At 60.0% G+C, this 310-nt stretch carries 1 protein-coding gene; it reads right to left on the reverse strand.

The window, feature by feature from the left end:
* Positions 1–310: hypothetical protein (locus BIU91_RS18765; protein WP_171907760.1), on the reverse strand; the 310-nt coding region annotated here is incomplete at both ends.

Here is a 310-nt window from a genome sequence, read left to right on the forward strand (position 1 = left end):
GACCAGGTCGAAGAACTTCGTCCTGTTCGCACGCGCCACTTCGAGGATCGCGGCGTCGGTTGTCGGCTTCTTCGCGTCCGGCTGGTCACCGTCTGCTTCGCGCGCCGCACGTACCCCCAGCTCTTCGAAGATGCTGTCTTTAATGGCGTAGATGAAGCGGAGGGTCCGGCCGTCGAGCTGCTTCGCCGCGTTGAGGATGGTGTTGAGTTCGCGCAGCGTCTCGAAGATGTGCGGATCTTCGAACCGGTCTATGTCCTCGAAGATCACGATGTCCGCGTCGACGACTTGAAAGAAGTAGACGATCTCGTCG

The sequence above is a fragment of the Curtobacterium sp. MMLR14_002 genome, assembly GCF_001864975.1.
GTDB classification, from domain to species: domain Bacteria; phylum Actinomycetota; class Actinomycetes; order Actinomycetales; family Microbacteriaceae; genus Curtobacterium; species Curtobacterium flaccumfaciens.